The sequence below is a fragment of the Leptolyngbya sp. CALU 1928 genome, assembly GCF_056784215.1.
Genome location: NZ_JBXBCE010000019.1, coordinates 77,529 through 96,547 on the forward strand (window position 1 = coordinate 77,529; position 19,019 = coordinate 96,547).

Annotated in this window: 14 protein-coding genes; 5 read left to right on the forward strand and 9 right to left on the reverse strand. The window is 48.5% G+C overall.

What is annotated here, in order from left to right; translation table 11 throughout:
* Positions 1-2 precede the first annotated feature (2 nt).
* Positions 3-458, forward strand: coding sequence for a hypothetical protein (locus AC1S5B_RS25720; protein WP_482038508.1), 456 nt, complete (start codon positions 3-5; stop codon positions 456-458).
* 389 nt (positions 459-847) lie between these two features.
* On the forward strand, positions 848-2,029 hold the full coding sequence (locus AC1S5B_RS25725; RefSeq protein WP_482038509.1) for a cupin domain-containing protein: 1,182 nt from the start codon (positions 848-850) through the stop codon (positions 2,027-2,029).
* Here AC1S5B_RS25725 and AC1S5B_RS25730 read toward each other — a convergent pair.
* The 8 genes from AC1S5B_RS25730 to AC1S5B_RS25765 all read right to left on the reverse strand — a co-directional run bounded on the left by AC1S5B_RS25730 (position 2,007) and on the right by AC1S5B_RS25765 (position 11,646).
* Positions 2,007-2,831, reverse strand: a complete 825-nt coding sequence (locus AC1S5B_RS25730; protein ID WP_482038510.1) for a hypothetical protein — start codon at positions 2,829-2,831, stop codon at positions 2,007-2,009. The genes AC1S5B_RS25725 and AC1S5B_RS25730 overlap by 23 nt on opposite strands.
* A 163-nt stretch (positions 2,832-2,994) precedes the next feature.
* Positions 2,995-4,656, reverse strand: coding sequence for a hypothetical protein (locus AC1S5B_RS25735; RefSeq protein ID WP_482038511.1), 1,662 nt, complete (start codon positions 4,654-4,656; stop codon positions 2,995-2,997).
* 151 nt (positions 4,657-4,807) lie between these two features.
* Positions 4,808-6,520 (reverse strand): iron uptake porin, encoded by a 1,713-nt coding sequence (locus AC1S5B_RS25740; protein ID WP_482038512.1) that lies wholly within the window; start codon positions 6,518-6,520, stop codon positions 4,808-4,810.
* A 204-nt stretch (positions 6,521-6,724) separates the two neighbouring features.
* Positions 6,725-9,484: an FkbM family methyltransferase gene (locus AC1S5B_RS25745; RefSeq protein WP_482038513.1), complete on the reverse strand. Its 2,760-nt coding sequence runs from the start codon at positions 9,482-9,484 to the stop codon at positions 6,725-6,727.
* A 138-nt stretch (positions 9,485-9,622) separates the two neighbouring features.
* Positions 9,623-10,267 (reverse strand): Uma2 family endonuclease, encoded by a 645-nt coding sequence (locus AC1S5B_RS25750; protein ID WP_482038514.1) that lies wholly within the window; start codon positions 10,265-10,267, stop codon positions 9,623-9,625.
* Positions 10,268-10,276: 9 nt separating this feature from the next.
* Positions 10,277-10,450 (reverse strand): hypothetical protein, encoded by a 174-nt coding sequence (locus AC1S5B_RS25755; RefSeq protein WP_482038515.1) that lies wholly within the window; start codon positions 10,448-10,450, stop codon positions 10,277-10,279.
* A gap of 141 nt (positions 10,451-10,591) precedes the next feature.
* Positions 10,592-11,143: a hypothetical protein gene (locus AC1S5B_RS25760; RefSeq protein ID WP_482038516.1), complete on the reverse strand. Its 552-nt coding sequence runs from the start codon at positions 11,141-11,143 to the stop codon at positions 10,592-10,594.
* A gap of 77 nt (positions 11,144-11,220) precedes the next feature.
* Positions 11,221-11,646, reverse strand: coding sequence for a hypothetical protein (locus tag AC1S5B_RS25765; protein WP_482038517.1), 426 nt, complete (start codon positions 11,644-11,646; stop codon positions 11,221-11,223).
* 496 nt (positions 11,647-12,142) lie between these two features.
* On the opposite strand from AC1S5B_RS25765, the gene AC1S5B_RS25770 reads away from it, so the two are divergent.
* The 3 genes from AC1S5B_RS25770 to AC1S5B_RS25780 all read left to right on the forward strand — a co-directional run bounded on the left by AC1S5B_RS25770 (position 12,143) and on the right by AC1S5B_RS25780 (position 13,271).
* Positions 12,143-12,517: a DUF433 domain-containing protein gene (locus tag AC1S5B_RS25770; protein WP_482038518.1), complete on the forward strand. Its 375-nt coding sequence runs from the start codon at positions 12,143-12,145 to the stop codon at positions 12,515-12,517.
* Positions 12,514-12,909 carry an ACP S-malonyltransferase gene (locus tag AC1S5B_RS25775; RefSeq protein WP_482038519.1) on the forward strand — a complete coding sequence of 132 codons (396 nt, stop codon included), beginning with the start codon at positions 12,514-12,516 and terminating at the stop codon, positions 12,907-12,909. The genes AC1S5B_RS25770 and AC1S5B_RS25775 overlap by 4 nt, the downstream gene beginning before the upstream one ends.
* Before the next feature lie 206 nt (positions 12,910-13,115).
* Positions 13,116-13,271 carry an HNH endonuclease gene (locus AC1S5B_RS25780; protein ID WP_482038520.1) on the forward strand — a complete coding sequence of 52 codons (156 nt, stop codon included), beginning with the start codon at positions 13,116-13,118 and terminating at the stop codon, positions 13,269-13,271.
* 5 nt (positions 13,272-13,276) lie between these two features.
* Here the strand turns inward: AC1S5B_RS25780 and AC1S5B_RS25785 are convergent, their stop codons facing one another.
* Positions 13,277-18,730 (reverse strand): AAA family ATPase, encoded by a 5,454-nt coding sequence (locus tag AC1S5B_RS25785; protein WP_482038521.1) that lies wholly within the window; start codon positions 18,728-18,730, stop codon positions 13,277-13,279.
* Positions 18,731-19,019: the final 289 nt, after the last annotated feature.

The following is a 19,019-nucleotide window of genomic DNA, read 5'->3' on the forward strand; positions in this document are numbered from 1 at the left end:
TTGTGAATCCGAAACTCCTCATGTGCCTCTTTTTAGGGATCAAGTCCGCATTCTTGTTCCCGATGGTTTCTCAAGCGGCAGTCAGTGCATCACCTTCTAACCAACCCAATCGTCAATCAGCGATCGAGATGGATGTAGTCAATCTGAGCCAAAGCGCCTCACAGCCGGTGCTGATCGCAGACAGAAATGACAACAGACGGAACAATGACAATAGGCGGAACAACGACAACGGGCGAAATAACGACAATGGACGGCGCGTAGTTCCGATTCGGGTGCAGCAACCCATCCGCTATCGGACTCCGATTCGGGTGCAGCAACCCATCCGCTATCGGACTCCGATTCGGGTGCAACAACCTTTCCCTGTAGTTCGCCCTATCTATGGAGTCCCACAAATTCCAGTGCGCTACCCAAACCGCAATAATGATGCAGGTGGAGTCCGTGTTCGGATTGGCTTCTAGTGCATCTCAGCGGCATTCTTGATGGGTGATGGGTGCATAAGAAGTAATGGGTGCATAGGTAGTGGGTGAATGGGTGGGGTGGATAGGTGGATGGGTGCATAGATAATCCACCCTATTGACTCCCCCACTCTCCCCTCTTCCACTTCAGTGAAAGACCTACTCAGAGTCAAATTTGAAAATCCACCCTATTGACTCCCCACTCTCCCCTCTTCCACTCCTCCAACTCCCCAATCGGGCAAAGCTTGATGGTTTTTCACAATTGTTATGAAGTAGTTGGACACAATTAGATACACCCCCTGTAGTCCCCCTTGGCAAGGGGGACGGCGACAGCCGGGGGTTGGTATGGAGTAATTTTTTATGCCCAGGTACTTTTTTATGCCCAGGTACTTATGAAAGCGCTCAAAGAGATTCTTGCCCCTTATCCGGTTGATCAGTTTTTGAGCCAGGATTGGACGCAGCAGGCTGTTTACATCCCAGATGAAAGGGGGCAAAAATTTCAGTCGATGTTTACCTGGAATGATTTAAATCATCTGCTGAACTTTCATCGGCTTGAAGATTCCACCGTGCACTTTTCCCTGGATGGAAAATCCCTTCTTGGATGCGATCGCACGACTTTGCACGATCGCATCCAGGAAGGTGCCACGCTGACTATTAACGGGATTGATGAGTTGGTGCCAGCAGTCTCTGCTATGACTACTGCCCTCCGTCTCGAAACAGGGCATCAGGCACAGGTCAATTTATACTGTTCTCCCGCCCAGCAACAGGGGTTTGACAATCATTACGACACCCATGACGTGTTGGTTTTGCAAATTGATGGCGAAAAGGATTGGTTTGTTTTCCAAGAAACGGTGCCCTCTCCCCTCACCTTTCCACCGGATCAATTGCCGCCCGAAGCCCCACCCTATCTGCAATGCACCCTCAAACCAGGAGATGTGCTGTATGTTCCACGCGGACACTGGCACTATGCGATCGCGGGCGATCGACCCTCCTTACATCTCACCCTGGGCATCCATTGCCAGACGGGTATTGACTGGCTGCTCTGGGTTGTGGGTGAACTGCAAAACCAACCTGCATGGCGACAAAATTTGCCCTTTGTGAGCAATGGTCAACCCCAGAGCCTGGAGCAAGCTTTAGCAACCCTCAGTCACCATCTACAGGACTGCCTGCAAAAACCTGATTTGAGGCAACGCTATCAGGCACATTTGGCACACCAGGTGCAACCGATCGCGCCTTTCTCGCTGCCTGCCCAATTGGGGGTTGATATTTTCCATCAAGGGCTAGAAACACGTTTTGTCCGCCCACCATTTTTACAGATGCAGTTGACCCAATTGGGCAATCAACGCCATCAAATTGCGATCGGCACTAAGCAAATTACCCTCAAAGGGTTGCCGGATGCGTTGCTGCCCAAGTTGTTTGAGCCAGATGGCTTCAGCATTTTGGAAATGGCAGATTGGGCACCGGATCTAGACCTAGAGGCAGATGTGGTGCCACTCTTGACGCGCTTAGTAACAGAAGGGGTGTTGTTAGTAGACGAGGCAGCAGTGTCGCTTAATCCGGGCGTTCCAGAGTAGCATCAACCGTCTCGACCAACCATGCGCCGAAGTGACTGAGAAACATCAAAAGCCCCTCGCGGTTATCAGAGGGTTGAACGGCTAACTCTAATGCTTTTCGCATCAGCGGTTCTTGGGCTGGAAAATAGCGGGCAAAGCTTTCGTAGCAGGGGTAAAGATCGCGGGTAAAGGTGCCTTCAGTTGCCATTACCAGTTCAAACCCAGTCCGTACCATCCGTCGGGCAATCCAACCGCACTGGGCTTTGATGTGCGCGTCATCGTGAGGATAATTGGCAGATACCTGGCGCAAAAAAGTCTGCGTGTCAGCCAGATCATCAGCCAAATCAAAGGCATGACTGATCAGTGCCGCTCCAGGCTTAAATCGGGGTAAGTGCGATCGCACATCTTCCCCATAAATACACAATCCTTGGGTCTGGAGGGTCGCTTGCCACTGCGATGTGGGTGCTTGGATTTCTAACGCCGAAACGAGGGCTGTTTCAACCTTGAGACAAAAGGGATAACGTTGCGTCAGGGACGTTCGCAGCGGTTTGAGTGAAGCCTCCAGATGATCGGGTTCAAACTCACCCAGAAGCAGGGCGATACTATCCAGGTCTGATACCGCTGGAATCGCTAGTCCTCGCGGCACGGAGCCACGCAGATAAAGGCTGTGAAGGCGATCGCCGAATTGTTGCACATAGGCATCGCGCAGATCACAGACTAAATTGAGCCAGGGTGGTTGAATCTGTTCCCAACTGCATTCATTGATCAGATAGCCCTCGGCATCGGTAGCCATCCAGCGACCCAGTTTGCGAATTGGATTCATCGCCGTTCATTCCATACAAATTGTTTGCGGCTGAGAGAGTTGAATTGTCTGAATCATAATCACTAGAGATTCAAGTCCCTAAGGGATCTGGGTATGGAAGATAAACAAAAGGACAGGCAGTTACGATCTACCTGTCCTTGTTTAATCCAGTTTTTCTGGAGAGTTACTCAGGCGCGATCGCGGGATTTGTCGCACTACTTGAGTCACTACTGGTAACTGCTGCCTCTAGTGCTGTAGGCTCTAGCTCAGCAGAGGACGACTCCACCGTATCCGCAGGAATTTCCCGTAGTCCGGTCATGCCCGGAAAGACACGGCTGGGCAATCCGACCACTTGATACGCTGCAACGACCTTGCCTTTTTTCTTCAGCTTGCGCCCCCGAACTTCGGTGCGATCAACTAGAAGAATGCGATCGCCCCGCCGCTCCACTACCACCTCAGTCGTTCCTTTTTGCTGGTAGATATAGTAAGACGTATTGCGACCATAGTTCCGAGCATCACCCTCATCGTCGTCATTCTCGCCCCTCGTCACTGTCAATAAGTTGCGATAGCCAGGGAAAATCGTGATCGATGAGCTATTGAAGACCGTTGTCGAAAAAACAGTGGTACTAGAGCTTGTAGACGTAGACGTAGAGGTAGACGTTGTACTGCTGCTGGAAGGCGTAATCACCGCTGCCCCTGCGGTTGTGGTCACGCCAACGACTGGAATGACTACAAAGCGAGTGAAGTTGATATTGTCGCGGCGATCGCTCACCGTAAAGAACGTATCCCCACCACTCTTACCCTCAAAACTGCGGTTTCCCTGCTCAAATTTGAAATCCGTATCTCGCCGAGAAGTGCCTGCGTAAGTAATCGAATTTCCACCTGTAAACGCGACAAACCCCGGTCCTTCTCCTTTTATTCGGTAATCGACCTGACCCGTCACCGTATTCAAGTTCAAACTATCTTTCTTGATATCAAACGGTCCAGTCAAGGAGATATCTAAGGTTCCAGATCCCTCAATCTTAAACTCTGAACTACCCGGAGTACCCGCACTTTGAATTTTGAAATCCGTCACCGCCCCAGTAAAATCTAAAACCCTGCGACCCGTTGCAGGATCAGTTCCATAAGCCGCATCTTCCACCAGGGCATTTTTCCCTTCAAAGTCAAACTTAATCCGTCGTCCTAGAAACACAGGCACCAGAGTCACTTCCGTCGCTGCAGGACGCAATTGCAGATCGGAAGGTAGCCCAATAAAATCACCCGTTAAATTAGCGGCAAAGGGACCGACTTCCAACAATCCAGTCTTGGAATTATAAGTCCCGCTGGAAGCATCCGCTAACTGAACGCTGACTCCAGGAATGAAAACGAGCGGAGCCGTGCCCGTTTGATTCGGACTAATCAAAGAACCCGTTCCAAAGGAATTGGGCGTAAAAGCAGTCAGGGTAAAATTGAGTGCCGTAGGAATATTTTGGAAGAAAACTGGGCTACCCACTCTGGAAAAGGCAACGCCTGATAACGCCCCTTCTAGACGACCCTGATCACCGCTATCAGGACGACTATTGCCGTTGGTATCAGTAAATCGGCTAGCGTTTGGGATGAAGCGAGAAGTTGTCGTGGTGCCATTTGGGGTGACAATTTGCAAGGTTTGAACCACTGTATCAAATAGCACGGGCGAACCTGTACGATTCAGGGTGTTTGCATTTCCGGAATTCAATTGGGTGAAAAAGGCGGCATCCCCACTGACCTGTCCGCCCGTAATCGGAATATCAGCATGGGCAGATGCTGCAACTGCAAGACTTCCAGCCACGATGCCCACACAGGTGGCGAATCGAGTGAATTGAATCATCACGACAAATTTCCTTTTAAATCAATTGGCGAATGAATAGTAATTAAACCGGCACCCATCGCAACAGGAACAAACTGGATCATGAAGTACAGGTAGTTAAGAGTACCCGTAGTTGTTTTAGAACTATCCGTTCCGGAAAAAGTTCCCCAACTTAAAATGTAAATGTGGTTCGTAAAACCCCGACAGTAATTGTGTCGTTGTTGGGATTATTGTTCGGGTTAAAAATGATCAGTACGCCCGGTGTGACGCTGATGTTATCATTCACCCGATACCGGTAAAAAGCTTCTACGTGAGTGGTTCTTCCCGGTTGGTCGCCCGGTCCTGCGGCAAACACGTTCCCCCGATTCACGAAATCTGGCACGTTTCTGCCAATGGGCAAATCGCTACTGGTAATGGCAGGGGGTTGCCCGACGTAGATGCCGCCTAGGTTTCCTGGAGCCAGCAGATCGGGGAAGTTGAGGAATGCCATCCAGTTGAAGGTTTCGACATTTCTAGAAAAGCCTTTTAGCTCGGAGTTGGTGTAGCCAACCCAGCCACCTAGGGTAAACCAGGGTGCCACGCGCCATGAAGCGGTTGCTCCAAGAGCGTTGGTTTGAATGGGGGCGCGCGTAAAGGGGTTGATCGCTGTGGGCAATGCCACCTGATCATCTCCAGCACCCGTGCCCAAAAAGCCAGAAGGTGAGTAGGAATTGGCGTAGTGCAGGGCAATGTCGATGGTGTCAGTCGGGGCGATCGTCAATTGAGCACCCACCGTTGAGCCACCATTTTGCCCCCCAAACAATCCACCATTCGCTGGATCGCTGGATCGGTTTGAAAAGTAAACCCCTTGCAATGAAAAGCGACTGCCAATTTGCCAGTCAAAGCCAGCACCTGCGTTATCGCCATTCCCGCCACTGGAGCCAAGATTCAAAATGGGATTGCGTTGAGCTAGGAAGGAAATCGGTCCTTGTCCAGCGCTTTCAATTCGGTTTGCGCCCCGAAACACGTTGATCATGTTGAGTCCATCTGCCCCCACAATGACGGCAAAGTTGTTGCCAATCAGTTGCCGGAAGGTGAGGTCGCTGATTTGAACGGCACTTGCCGAATCCCCCTCATAGCCTAGAAGCGTATTATTAGTCAGCAGTTGAGAAAAACTTCTGCCGCTGCCTGCTTGCAACCCTGTAAATAGCAAGCTGCGTTCACTGAAAGCCGTATACAGGCTGAGTTGGACGTTGCTAATCACGTTGATCTGGTCAGAATTGTCATTAAAGTTAAATCCTGCCAGTTCAATATCTGGGCTATTTTTTCCCTGGACTCCAAAAATAACCTGCCCCGATAGCTTAGTTGTGGTTGAAAACTGCTGTTTCTCTAAAGTTGCAGTTCGCACTTCCAAAGATTCAGTTCGTCCCCGCAGGGCTGCTAGCTCCACGGAAAAGTCTTCCATCATTTTTTTGAGCTTTTCCAGGTCTTCCCTGGTTGCCAAATTTGCGGTTCCAGCCGCGATCAGTTCTTGGATTTTATCGAGGCAAGCATTTAATCCCGCTGCAAATTCATAGCGGCTCAAGGCGCGATTGCCTCGAAAGGTTCTATCCGGGTAGCCGACAATACACCCATAGCGCTCTACCAAGGATTGCAATGCTTGAAATGCCCAATCAGTCGGTCTGACATCAGTAAGCTGGGAAACGGAGGTAACCTGATCTAGTCCAGCAGTATCGGCTTCTAAGGCATCGGTCGGCTCTAAGTCAGATAAGCCACTATTCAGGTTATTGCGAGGGTCGTTTTGGGTTGGGTTAGTCTGAGCCGTGGCAGCACCAGCCATTAAAAACCCCAGTACGGCAAAAGCCAGCGCTGGGGTTCCTATTTTCTTAGCCAAAGATTTCTTCATGTGTCTCACTCCTACGCCTTGTTCATGGTTGTAATGAATTATGCCCCTGAACATCGATCGAATCACATCATCGAATCACATCCAAATTTTGTAGGAAAATCTTGAAACAATCTTAACCGTTGTGACAGTTAGTCAGAATCTTGTAGAAAAATGTTGAAACAGTCTTGATCGTTGTGACAGTTGAGCCGAGAAAAATGTTGAATATCAAACCCGCTCTAGTCCGTTAACCGTAATATTTTGGGTGCGATGGAAACCCAGCCTATTACTTTGTGCTTTTCTATCAAAAACGTTGCGGGAATTTTGGCTGAAGTTATTGGCGTTGTAGAGTGGGGGACGGTGCCAATAGAGGTCGTAGCCAAGGGTATCCAGATAATCCACGATCGCGGGGTCTAATGGAGCGCCGATTAAATAGAGGGCTGGCTGACACCGTTGGAGCGTTTGGCTGGCTCCTTTGAGTACTGATAGGGTCATGCCTGCCACATCTAGCTTGAGTAAGCGGCATTGGGCAATGCCAAAGCTGTCGAGGGTGGCAATTTGCACCTGTTCTGGGGGGCTGTTGGCTACCAGCATTGTCTGGGTGGAGGGAGCGATCGCGCTCACGGGCAAAAAGCCAGCGGTTTCTGCCAACGCGATTGGGTAGCTGTGGGTATTGGTAATGCTGTTGAGCGCTAAATTGGCACAGAGCATCTGAAACGGAATTCGCTGCGGCTCGATCGCAATCACCTTTCCCTGCAACCCAACTGTTTTAGCAAAAAATATCGTGTGCGCTCCAATGTCGGTGCCCACTTCCACAACGGTGTCGCCCAGATGCACCAAGGATTGAAACAAGCTGACTGCCCCTTCAATCCATTCACCATATAAATCGAGCGATCGCCCGATGCCCAAGTCACTGACATTAAACAACATCATGCCGTGGCGACATTGCTTGATGCGGTTGAATCCGGAGAGGGAAAGGAGAGGGGAAGAGGAGATTTGGGTTTCGGGTTTCGGGCCTCGGGTTTCAGGGTTTGAGGAGTGAGAAGTGATGATTGGAGAATGGGGTTGATTTTTGACTTCTAAATTTTGATTTCTAACTACCGGTTGCTCTAAAAACTTTAGTTGGGTTAGTTCTTGCTGGAGGGCGGCGGCGACTTGGGTGAAGAGTTCTTCCCAGGCTCCGGGTTGGTTTTGGCGGAAGAGGCGCATGGTGGGATACCAGGGGTTGTCATCGCGATCGCGCATCCAGCGCCAGTCGGCAACATGGGGTAGAAGAGTCCAGGTGGGTTTGCCCAAGGCTCCGGCAAGATGGGCAACGGCGGTATCGACGGTGATGATCAGGTCTAGCTGGGCGATCGCGCAGGCAGTATCGGCAAAATCGGTGAGTTGGTCTTGAAGATCTTGGAGTCGTGGGGTGTTTTGTAGCAGGGCGCGATCGGTGGCGGGCTGTTCTTTTTGCAAGCTGTAGAGCGCAATTCCAGGGACTTCTAGCAATGAGAGAAAATGGCTGAGGGAGCAGGAACGCTTGCCAGAGGTAGAATTGCTGGGGTTCGTTGCCCAGACGATGCCAATTTTGAGTCGGGTATCGGGCGGCACGTCTAGCTGGATGGCTGAGTGACTGGGCGGTGAAAGGTAGGGCACGTTGGCAGGAATGGTGTCGGTGGTGGTGCCAAGAATGTAGGGCAGTTCCAGCAAGGGCGCGTGGGTGTGGATGTCGATGTTGTCTTTATCGCGATCGACGCAACGGCTCACACCAGGAACAGTTGACAGCAAGCGCAGCAGCGGTTTTTGACAGGCAATGATCACTTCGCCGCCACGGGCTGCCACCATGGGCGCATAGCGAGCAAACTGGATAGTGTCACCAAACCCCTGTTCCGCCGTCAGCAAAATTACTTTGCCGTGCAAGCTTTCCCCCGTCCAAAGCGCTTGCGTGTATCGTAGATCGGGACACTGCTTGGTTTTCCAGCGCCAGTGATATTCTTCAAAGCCACGCCGAAATTCGCCAATTTGCAGCAGGATAATCCCCATGTTGAGGTGAGCATCGGCAAAGTCGGGGCGCAACCGCACAGCATCTTCAAAACAAGCGATCGCGTCTTCAAACCGCGCTAGATCCACCAGCACACAGCCATAGGTGTTGTGAGCATCGGCGTTGGTGGGCTGAAGGCGAATCGATTCCTGGCAATAAGCGATCGCTTCGTTGAATCTGCCCAACTCGCGCATAGTGTTGCCCAAGTTGATGTAGGCGTTGGCATAACTAGGATTGCCAGCGATCGCCTGCTGAAAGTGAATCGCCGCGTCCTCTAACTTGCCCTGTTGTTTCAGCGCAATCCCTAAATTGTCGTGAGCGTTGACATAACCGGGATAGATTGCGATCGCCTGCTGATAATGCTCAATCGCCTCATCCAGTTTATTTTGCTGATAGAGCGCCACAGCCAAACTATTATGCGCGCTGGCGTGATTCGGCTCTAGCTGCACCGCTTGGCGATAGCAGGCGATCGCCTCCTCTGGTTTGCTCTGCCGATAAAGTGCCATGCCCAAGTTATGGTGAGCATTGGCATAGTCCGGCTGCAAGGCGATCGCCTGTTGATAGAGCGCAATTGCCTCTTGATCTTGCTTCAGTTCGTAGAGGGCGATCGCCAAATTATAGTGAGCCTTGGCGTTATCTGGCATGAGTGCTAGCGCGCGCCGATGATTGGAGATCGCCGCCTCCACCTTGCCCAGCTTCAACAGCACCGATCCCAAGTTGCCGTGCGCCTCAGCAGAACCAGGCTGAATCGCCAGCACTTGCTCGTAGTAATTGACGCTGTCCTGAGTTCTACCCGCCTGATCTGCCAGCAATGCTAACCAAAACAGCGCCTCCACCTGCCGCGAATCTTGCTGGACAATTTGGCGATAAGTCGCTTCTGCCTCTGCCAGTTGTCCTGATTGATAGTGCTGCTGTGCCTGTGCTAGTTGCGCTGCGATCGTATCTGATGCCGTTGATGCCATCTCTTACCCCAAGCCAATAACCATCCTTGAATTTTAGAGTTGAAATCATCACAACGCTAAAAAGCCTTTGGTAATTCTGCTGTCTGTTTGCCCTGCCTTTTGCTCTGGAACCATGAACAGAAGATTGAACTCCCTGATTCACGCCTCCTCTGCCATTTGTTTTCTCAGGTTTCGCAGCATTGTGCTGGTTCCCTGCTGAAATGCCTGCTGTACTAATTGAGGAATGATTTCGGCGATCGCCATATCGGGAAAGGTCGGGCTAATGGCAGATTCCTGATACTCGCCGTTTTGCAACAGATGAATCTTCAGCTTGCCGTTGTCATAAATCCAGATTTCCGGCACTTGCAGCACTGCATAAGCTTCCAGGGTTGTTTTAGAGGTGACATCCGCTTCGATTGCCAAATCGGGCGGCGGGTCTTGGGTCATATCCATCCGCTGGAGATCGCGCACCCGTTCCGCATTTTGAATGTAGAAACAAGTATCCGGCTCTAATCCTGCTCGCTTCAGTTTCTTAAATGTGGTGGAGCCAAAATCTTCCCACTCCCGCCCCTGCGAATCTAACAGCAGTTTAATAATGTCGGAAATAATTCGGTGAGGGCGCTCATGGGCGGGTAACGGCGACATCAGTTCTAACGTTCCATTGCAATAGTTGATTCGGGGAATACGGCGTTCTTCCCCCAATTCTGCCAGCAAGTCTTCGTACTGCTCCCAAGTCACATTAGGAATTAACAGGTGACTGCCAGGAGAGAGCGCAATAGTCTTAATCGGTGTTATGACTGTCATAGAGCCTCTTCAATTAAGAGTCATTGCTAGGAATCTGCCTAGTTCACGCAGTAGGCGATCGCCTGAATCCCACAAACTGATTTCCACACATTTTACAGCGATCGCATCTCTAGGGTAATGCGATCGCTGACCGCCACACCCATTTGAAATCTGAAAATAGTCGGCAAGATTCCAACTATCCACCCAAAATCGCGTGCTATGCGGAAAGAGTCCTGATAATCCCTGACTCTTGAAAATACACAGAAAAAATCCTGACAATCTCCGATCTGATGGTTATTATGCGGAAACAGTCCGATGAATTATATAGTTATATGGCGTAAGCAACTACTTGTCCTTAGCAACGGCGTAGCCTGCTCCAAACCCGCCTATGACAGAAATACCCGCCAGAACAACCTTCTCAGATAAGTCTTTGTCCTTAGTTACACCTGCATAAACAAAAACGACAACCACAAGAGATAAAATTGCGCCCATGCCCCATCTCTTGGTGTTCTCGCCAATTTTGCTTTTCTCAAACTCTCTTTGACTTTCTTTCTCTGAGTTTTCAATAATTTGGGTAATATGCTCAGGCTTGAGTTGTTTTGCTAAAGGAGAACTCTGCCGAGCGCTACCTTGCATTGCCATAATTGACAAACTACTTACTATTTGTTTTTTCTCTTTAGAGGGTAATCCTTCAAGCATCTCCGGAGGTAGTATATCCGCTATTGACGGTGATAACGATTCGTCATCATCATCATCTTGTTCCTGGCTTGAAATACCCGAACTTTTACTTTGCTGTTTACTGCCTTCGATAGGAGAAGATACACTTCCTTTGCCCTCTTCATTATTTCCGGAAATGGACTCTGTCTCCTGTCCTTCTTGCGATTGTTCAGATGCCATACTTTCAATCAATTAATAGCTAAACGAACTGCTACTAAGCTAAGAATTTAGCAAGTTAAAGATCTTCCACAAATCTCTTATAAAAACCAGCGAAGACCAGCTTTCTCAAGATAAAGCTCATATTTTTCCAAAGCTTTTGCCAGTTTCAACTCTACTAATCGCTCAGCATAAGATTCAGCAGCTTGAGTGACTAAAGATATATAGGCTGACTCACTGATTTCACCTGTAGCATATAAGCGATTTGCATACGACAAGAAGCCCTTCAAGAAATGTTTGTCTATATCCTCAACCTTGATATGCTCTTTCTCAGATGAAGACTCTAAATATTTACGGAAAATTGCACCTTGCTTAAGCAAGTCATGATACGCGAGTCTTGACTTAGCTTCGCGAGACACTTTTTCCAACAATAAATTTCTTCGATCCTCAGAAGACATAGAAGCTTCCACATCACCATTCGATTCTCTAGTACTAAAGAACTGATTAGAGAGATATTCCTTGTTCATGTCGCTTTTCCCATACCGTTGAGGTATTCTGCCTCACAGGCTCCAAAAGGATACTCACTTTAGAGCCATAGCCTTACTATTATAGGTCGAGATCGACTACAATAGCATTAATTTAATTTATGATGTGCTTCTCTACACTAATTAGATTAGATAAAAAGATTAGATAAAATACAGCTATTTTCTAGCAACTAGAAGCAAGTATTAAAGTAATGTGCTGTGTATTCAGAAGTAACCAACAAATGTTGCCACATAACAACAATTGCGGTGCAGTGGACTGAAGGAATTTGCTGCATTGAGTTTAAGTCTTGAACAGCCGCTGACCGCAACCGTTAAATCTCCTCCTTCCAGTCCAGTTTAGGGTAGATTTCAGATGGTTGATGAGCGGCGGAGTGTAGCTTAGCGGAGATGGGGTGAGTCGGGGCGGCGGGGTTGATTATTGTCTACCCTGTTTTTTGTATGGCATATGATAGATTTTAGTCATTAGAAGACGAAAGTTATGTCGCAGGCATCAATTGAAGAGACAGATATTATTCGCACTGAGCGTGGTTTGGCGATCGCAGGCACACGCATCACCCTCTACGATGTGATGGATTATGTGACTGCCCAGTATCCACCTAAGTTTATCCGGGGACTATTTGATCTTACAGAGAAACAAATTAATGCTGCTCTATCGTACATTGAGGCAAATCGTACCGAGGTAGAAGCTGAGTATCAGCAAGTTCTTAGGGAAGCTGAAGAACTCCGGCAGTACTATGAAGAGCAAAATCGTGAGTTAATTGCCCGAATTGCAGCACAACCTCCCAAGCCCGGAACCGAAGCCGCTTGGGAGAAGCTTCGAGCAATCAAAGCGAAACGTAATTCCAACGTATGATTTTTCTGATTGATCACAATCTCAAAGGTCATGCCCTGGTGTTCTTTGGTGCGATCGCCAGTCAAGGCTGGCTTGATATTGTCCCGATCCGATTTGTTATGTTTACAGAAATGGATCTATCGATCGACAGTGATGATGGGGTCGTTTGGCGCTTGGCTCAGGAGAATCAGATGATTTTGCTTACAGCCAATCGCAGCATGAAAGGAAAAGATTCTCTAGAACAAGTCATGCGTGAAGAAAATACCTCAAAATCATTACCTGTAGTCACAATTGGTAATGCCGATCGCCTACTAAACGACTCAGAATATCGAGGTCGGTGTGTTGAAAGTCTAGTTGAAATTGTGCTTGATATTGATAGCTATCGAGGTGCAAGGCGAATCTTCATCCCGTAGTGTGCTTAAACCTAGACGATTGCAGTAGTACCGATGGAAAGCGCGACATAACAATTAAAACGCAGTGGACGCTTGAAATCCACTGATGCTGAGTTCAAGGTTATTTGCCGCCGCTGATTTGAGCCGTTAAATTTCCTCCTTCCAGTTCACTAGGGTTAGATGCATATAGTTGATGAGCGGCAGAGTGTTGGTTAGCGAAGAGGGGGTTGAGTCGGGGCGATCGCTTTATTCATGTGCATCATCTGCGCCCGATTTCAGAAATTGCAGAAGAGTACGAAGTTGACCCTGTGGAAGATTTACGCCCTGTCTGCCCAAACTGCCATGCTATGATTCATCGCAATGCTAAAAGCAGTACGCCCTAGCAACATTAATGGCTCTGGATGGCTAGTTCTACGGTGTTCAGAGGGAGTGTAATTATAAATTCAGTGCCTACGCCCAAGGTGGAGTTGACCACGATCGCACCACTATGTTTTTCTACCACAATTTGACGAGCGATCGCCAATCCTAATCCAGTGCCTTGACCCACTGCTTTAGTAGTGAATAAGTGATTAAATACCTGTTGCTTTACTTCTTCTGACATACTAATCCCGTTATCTCGGATTTGAATGCAAACCTGATTTTTTAATTCATCCAAGCTTGTTTGCACTTCAATTTGCTTCGGATTGGCTACGATCTGCTCAAAACTAAGTTTATGAGTAGTTTCTTCAATGGCATCGATCGCATTTGCCAAAATATTCATAAACACTTGATTGAGTTGTCCAGGAAAACATTGAATGAGGGGAATATTGCCATAACTGGTGACAACTTTGATTTCAGGGCGAGATTCATTGGCTTTGAGGCGATGTTTAAGAATCAAAATTGTACTGTTAATCCCATCATGAATATTGAAGGGAACTTTATAGTCTTTATCGGCTCTCGAAAAGGTGCGGAGGCTGGTGCTGATATCGCGAATTCGATCAACTCCCAGTTTCATCGAGCCAACTAATTTGGGTAAATCCTCGCGCATATACTCTAAGTCGATCGCCTCAATCTTCGCTTGAAGTGCGGCAGTGGGACGAGGACATTCCTGCTGATATAAATCAACCAACGTAAACATATCCTTGACATAATCAAGGGCAGGTTGCAAATTGCCAGCAATAAAACCAACAGGATTGTTAATTTCGTGAGCAACCCCAGCGACTAAATTACCCAATGCAGACATTTTTTCGCTTTGGACAATTTGAATTTGAGCCTGTTGCAAGTCCTGTAAAGCCTGTTGAGCTTGTTGATAAAGGCGAGCATTTTCGAGAGAAATGGTGGCTTGGGCGCAGAGCAGATTGAGAATATGAACGCGATCGCCCGTAAATGCACCGCTGATCAAATTGTTTTCCAGATACACAATGCCCAGCAACTTTCCTTGATGCAAAATTGGACTGCACAAAATACTCTTGGGTTGTTGCCGTAGGAAGTAAGGATCATTGGCAAATTCAGGATGAGCAGTGACATTCATCAACACGACGGGTTCTAGGCAATTTTTGACCCGATAAATCAGCTTGAGAGGAATGTCCTGGCTTTCTTCAACTGCAATTCTCTGTAGTACGACGGGTTCTGCTCCGATAGTCGCCAGTCCATTGACAAACAGGCAAGCGTCTCCCACTCTACAGTGCGAATTATCTTGCAGCAGCAGCACACACTTATCAGCTCCGGCATTCTCAATCACGAGTCGCAGCAAGGTCGCAAGCAGTTTATTGAATTCGATTTCGCTGGACAACGTTTGGGACGCTTTGAGAATCACCGACAAATCGAGGGCATCTGAGATGTTAGAGGAACTGGTGGATGTAGTGGTGCCCGATGCGAAGATAGTTTCGTTGATCGAGAGGGCAGAGGGCGCTTGTTGAAGAATGGGGGCAAGCAGTTGAGGATATCGAGTCTCTAAATCTGCGACCTTAGCTTTGGCACCCCAATGGGCATAGCCGTAGTATGCTTCTGTGATGTAATCTTGAGCAATCCGCTCTTTGCCCCAGTCGAGATAGAATTTAGCGGCGAGTTCATTTGCCAATGCGGCTTCATGAATGTATTCGCTGGCTTTGGCGGTTAAAATGGCGCGATCGTAGTGAGCGATCGCAGCGAAAGAGTCCTGTTTAATTCGGCAAATCTCAGCTTCCACTAACAAATATCGATGCAAAAAGTTTTCTGGACAGTGGTTTGCCCAAGTTTCCATTTTTTGCTGGTTGCTCTGTAGCTTTTCTAGAGATTGAATCTGCACCGATTCAGAAGCGTGGGGATATAAAGCGGTGAGACAAAGCGAATAATAGAAATTGTGGGCAGACACAAAAAACTTTCCGGTGCTAGCTCCGAGGTGGGGTTCTGTTGCTGCCGCATTTGCCAGCGATCGCTCATACTCACCCATCAAATAGGCAAGCATTGTTTGGGCAGTATGAGCGTAGTTGATCGTGTTGAAGTTGCTTGCCTGATAAAGCTGGGGTAGCTTAACTTCAATATCAAAATACTGTCCTTTGAGGAGCGCAGAGTTCTCGCTCGATTCAGTTAAGTTATGAACCACTTGCATCCAAATATGCAGTTGATAAATGACTTGTTCTTGCTTAAAGCCAACGACTTGCTGAATGTATTTCTCAAATTGAGTTTGGATGTCTTTGAGGTTTTGCCCGGACAGAATCGCACAAAAGTACGCATTGATTAAGCAGTAAGCACAGCTTTCAGCATCTCCATTTTGGGCGAAGCTTTGATAGCCTGCAATTAAGGGTTCCTGGCACTCCCGCACGGGTTTGTAGAAATGGCGTGATAAACCGTAGATCGCATTGTAGGTGACCGCCCGATAGTGGAGATTGGGCTGCTGTTGCTCTAGGGCGATCGCCAATTCTCCAAACTGCCTGCCAGTCTGAACATCTCCTACGCCGCCATTCAGCAACACACTAAAAATCCCAAAGGCAAAAGGAGTTAAAGCCGACTGTCCATAGTTCAACGTCACATCCACCAGTCGGCAGATGAGGAGTCCCAGGATTTCCGGCGCAGCAAAATAGGCAGGAAAGCAAGCCGATCTCAAAATTTTCAACGCTGCGAGTTTCTGACTATCTTGCAAGGGCGGCAATTGAGCCAAGTTCTCAAAGCCAACCTGCTGAACCCCTTGAGTGGTGGTGTGGAGCGCATCCAGGAAATCTTGAGCATTGGGGCTAGGTGGAAAAGTTTCACCCAAATGGTTCAAGATTTTTAATGCTAATGCGACCGCCTGACGGAACTGAGATTGGGTGTGATAGTAGAAAATCAACAGTTCGTAGATCTTGACTTGATCCTCGATCGCAGTCACCACCGTCAAGATGTAGTCACACAACTGTTTCATCGTCTCAAAATCAGTGTTGAGACACGCTGACTCTGCCGCACTGACGTACAAATCTAGGGCGATCGGATATTGATTCTGCCAACAGTTTGAAGTGAGCAACTGGATGCCCTGATCAAAATAAGCATAGGCAGAGGCATAGGCAGTCGCAAGTTGAGCGCGTTTGCCTGCCCTCAAATTTAACCGAGCCAGTGCTTCTCGTTCGGTTGGCTGCTCAATCAGTTGAACCCCATAATTGAGTTGGTTCACAATATCAAAAATCTTTTCTTCTAACTCTGCGGTGCCAGTATATTTGAGGAGCCGTCGCCCAAACCTGAGATGGGTCTGCTGTTTTTGCTCGTCGGGAATGAGCAAATAAGCCGCTTGCTGAACGCGATCGTGCAGAAACTTGTAGGTACAGTTGAACGGTTCTTGGTTTAGGGTTTGATCCTCAAGTGTGGAAGGCTGATAAAACTTGTAGACCTCACTAATCGGCAAAATTAGCCCCTCTTGCAGCGCCTTCCACAAATCCAGTGCCCCCTGAGCCGTCGATCGCTGACTAACGATCGCCAGCGTTTCCAGATCAAACTGATTGCCAATACACGCAGCCAGTTTGAGGATATTTTGAGTAGACTCTGGCAGCTTTTGTAGCTGAATTGCCATGAATTCGACCACATCATCGGTAAGCGCCAGCGATCGCACCTGAGCCATATCGCACTGCCAGTAGCCAGTTTCAGACTCAAATGCAATGTAGCCTTCCTTATGCAATGCTTTGAGAAACTGAGTCGCAAAAAAGGGGTTGCCCTTGGTTTTTTGATACACCAATTCGGTCAGCAATTGCGATCGATCAAGCGAACAACTGAGCGTCTCCGCCACCCATTGATTCACATCGGATGGACTCAACGGATTCAGCGTCAGCGTATTCACAATGGCTTCCGCTTTGACAATGGCATCCACCGTCAATAAAAGCGGATGGGCTGGGAAAACTTCATTATCTCGGTACGCCCCAATCAACAGCAAATGTCCCGTTTTGTGATGACCGAGCAACACCTGCATCAGGTTCAGCGAGGCAGAATCCGCCCATTGCAAATCATCTAGAAACATCACTAATGGATGCGCTACGGTGGCAAAGACTTGAATAAACTTTTGGAACAGCAAATTGAAGCGGTTCTGAGCGGCGCTGCCAGAAAGCTCTGGCGCGGCAGGTTGTTTGCCAATGATGCGCTCTAGTTCTGGAATCACCTCAATCATTACCTGTCCGCTGTCTCCCACGGCTGCGAGAATTTTGGTTTTCCAGGTTTGCAGTTGCCGATCCGATTCTGAGAGCAATTGCCCCAGTAAGTCGCGGAATGCCTGCACAAAGGCACTAAAGGGAATATTGCGATTGAACTGGTCATACTTGCCTTTGATGAAGTAGCCATTCCACCGGGCGATCGGCTTGTGGACTTCATTCACCACGGCGGTTTTGCCAATCCCCGAAAAGCCCGCCACCAGCATTAGTTCCGAGGCTCCGTTGGCAACTCGTCCAAAGGCTTCTAGTAACGTCTCTACTTCTGCCTCCCGCCCATACAGTTTTTCAGGAATCAGAAAGCGATCGCTCACATCCCGTTGCCCTAGTTCAAACCATATGTGGTTGCCTGTGACAGACCACTCTTCTTGGCATTTCATCAGGTCATGTTTTAAGCCCAGGGCAGTTTGATAACGATTTTCAGCCGTCTTTGCCATCAGCTTGCGAATGATCTCGCCCAACATCAAGGGCAGTTCTGGGTTGACATCACAGAGGTTGGGCGGTTGTTTCGCTAGATGACAATGCACCAGTTCCATGGGATCGTCTGAGCTAAACGGTAGCTGCCCAGTCAAGAGTTCAAAAAATGTGACACCGAGAGAGTAAAAATCGTTGCGATAGTCGATGCCCCGGTTCATCCGTCCGGTTTGCTCTGGCGACAAATAGGCGAGGGTGCCTTCTAAGATATTGGGATTTTGGATCTCTTGGGTTTCGCGCGGCAACAATGAGGCGATGCTAAAGTCAATCAGCTTTACTTGATGCGTCTCTGGGTGAATCAGAATGTTGGCAGGTTTAATATCTTTGTGAATGATGCGCTGTTGGTGCAACGGGTGCAGGATGTCTGTCAGTTGGAGGGCGATCGCGAAAAAGGTCTCTAAGCTCAGCGATCGCCCATTTGCAAAGTGACGGAGAGAAACACCGCCACAGTCTTCCATCACTAGAGCATAGCCATTGCGGTGGGGTTCTAGGCTGTAGGGTTGAACGATGCCGGAAATCTTTAGATGATTGGTAATGATGTATTGATTGCGAAACTGGACTAGTTCACTAAAACTGGGATGCTCATTTTTCAGTAGCTTAATCACTACGGGTTGGTGGTCTGCTGTTCGGACTGCTCGATACACTAGAGTGCGGGAGCCTGCATAGAGTTGCTCCGTGATCTGGTAGCCAGGAAGTGCGATTGTGCTTTGCACAGGCTGTGGTGATGCGCTGTTTGTTAAGCTCATAAGATCATTCGACCCGCTCAAAGAGTACCTCTGTCGCTAGGGTGCCCATTTGACTAATGAGGCTAACTTTAACGGGATACCAGTCTCAGACTTGGCATTTTAGAAAAATCATGCTCGTAGAATCCATCCCTCTAACGCCGCTCCCCCCAGCGGAAGAACTTGCCGATTCTGACGATTCGCCTGTGGATAGTCTCCACGGGGATTTATAAGGGCTGGAAGCGAGACTGATTGTTAGCCTCATTAGTTTGAAGTGGACTCTGATGCTAATTGATCAATCTAGACGGGCAAT

What these genes read in the sequence shown, in the direction of transcription:
- AC1S5B_RS25770 (WP_482038518.1), top strand. Translation starts at nt 12,143, where the DNA reads ATGTCGCAGGCATCAATTGAAGAGACAGATATTATTCGCACTGAGCGT.
- AC1S5B_RS25765 (WP_482038517.1), bottom strand. Translation starts at nt 11,646, where the DNA reads ATGAACAAGGAATATCTCTCTAATCAGTTCTTTAGTACTAGAGAATCG.
- AC1S5B_RS25725 (WP_482038509.1), top strand. Translation starts at nt 848, where the DNA reads ATGAAAGCGCTCAAAGAGATTCTTGCCCCTTATCCGGTTGATCAGTTT.
- AC1S5B_RS25730 (WP_482038510.1), bottom strand. Translation starts at nt 2,831, where the DNA reads ATGAATCCAATTCGCAAACTGGGTCGCTGGATGGCTACCGATGCCGAG.
- AC1S5B_RS25760 (WP_482038516.1), bottom strand. Translation starts at nt 11,143, where the DNA reads ATGGCATCTGAACAATCGCAAGAAGGACAGGAGACAGAGTCCATTTCC.
- AC1S5B_RS25785 (WP_482038521.1), bottom strand. Translation starts at nt 18,730, where the DNA reads ATGAGCTTAACAAACAGCGCATCACCACAGCCTGTGCAAAGCACAATC.
- AC1S5B_RS25775 (WP_482038519.1), top strand. Translation starts at nt 12,514, where the DNA reads ATGATTTTTCTGATTGATCACAATCTCAAAGGTCATGCCCTGGTGTTC.
- AC1S5B_RS25745 (WP_482038513.1), bottom strand. Translation starts at nt 9,484, where the DNA reads ATGGCATCAACGGCATCAGATACGATCGCAGCGCAACTAGCACAGGCA.
- AC1S5B_RS25735 (WP_482038511.1), bottom strand. Translation starts at nt 4,656, where the DNA reads ATGATTCAATTCACTCGATTCGCCACCTGTGTGGGCATCGTGGCTGGA.
- AC1S5B_RS25750 (WP_482038514.1), bottom strand. Translation starts at nt 10,267, where the DNA reads ATGACAGTCATAACACCGATTAAGACTATTGCGCTCTCTCCTGGCAGT.
- AC1S5B_RS25740 (WP_482038512.1), bottom strand. Translation starts at nt 6,520, where the DNA reads ATGAAGAAATCTTTGGCTAAGAAAATAGGAACCCCAGCGCTGGCTTTT.